General features: G+C 57.9%; 1 protein-coding gene. It reads right to left on the bottom strand.

Annotated elements, in window-relative coordinates:
* Positions 1-495, bottom strand: a 495-nt coding sequence (locus tag A3730_RS08595) for a lipocalin family protein (RefSeq protein WP_063537923.1), incomplete at its 3' end; no start/stop codon positions are given.
* Positions 496-883 lie beyond the last annotated feature (388 nt).

The raw sequence follows: 883 nt of genomic DNA, 5'->3' as shown, positions 1-883 counted from the left end.
TAGTTTGTCCAGCGAGTAACCGCGTTCTCGGTCGATGCCCAGCAGGTGTTCGTAGGTCTTGGCATGCAGCTCCGGGCTGCGCGCCATGATCCACAGGTAGTCCCGTTTCTGCCGCCCCACGATGGTGGTCTGGTAATCCGGGCTTACATACAGCACCCGGAAATCCGCCTTGAACGGCCAGAGAAACCGCATTCCCCAGATTGCCGGGTTCTCGTCGCTAACAAAGCCGGTGGGCGTCAGGGTTTTCAGTTCACCGTCCGCGCCATCCTTGCGGAAGGTGAAGGTGGTCGCAATTTCATTGGGGCCGGCCCGTCGATAGGTCTCGGTGGCATTATGGGCGCCTTTTTCGGGAAAGGTGGGGATATTGGCGATCACATACCACTGGCCCATAAAGCGATCCAGGTCGAACGGATCCGCCACCTCAATTGGTGCAGTCGGTGTGGTTTGGCAGGCGTTGAGCATAATCAGGCTCACTATCAACAATATTGGGCGCATAGGTCTCTCCATGGCCGTGATGATCGCGCCTGGGGGGGCAACGCGAGGTGAAGCTGAGCGCCGGTCGTTTCCTTGCCACCCACACACCTCGCATTTCGCTCTTTTGTAGGTCGACTTTACCCGAGGGCACAGAGAGGCCGAAGGCCGTAAGCCGACATTCAATGTCGCCGCTGTCCCATGGGGCGAGTGTCGGATTACGTCTTTAAGACTAATCCGACCTTGTGTCTCTCCGGCGGAAGGATTTGCTACCCTTCCGCCACTGCTGGCGGGCAACCCGTATTCGACCTGAGGCCCTGAGCCTGTGATGTAGATAGGTCCCGCCAGCATTTCTCTCAAAACTTGAACGGTATCCGAGCCCTTCGTTGACCGGATGAGGCTGCACGAACAA

The sequence above is a fragment of the Alcanivorax sp. HI0044 genome, from assembly GCF_001634945.1.
Note: the sequence above shows the minus strand (reverse complement) of the source record. Positions and strands in the feature narration are given on the sequence as shown.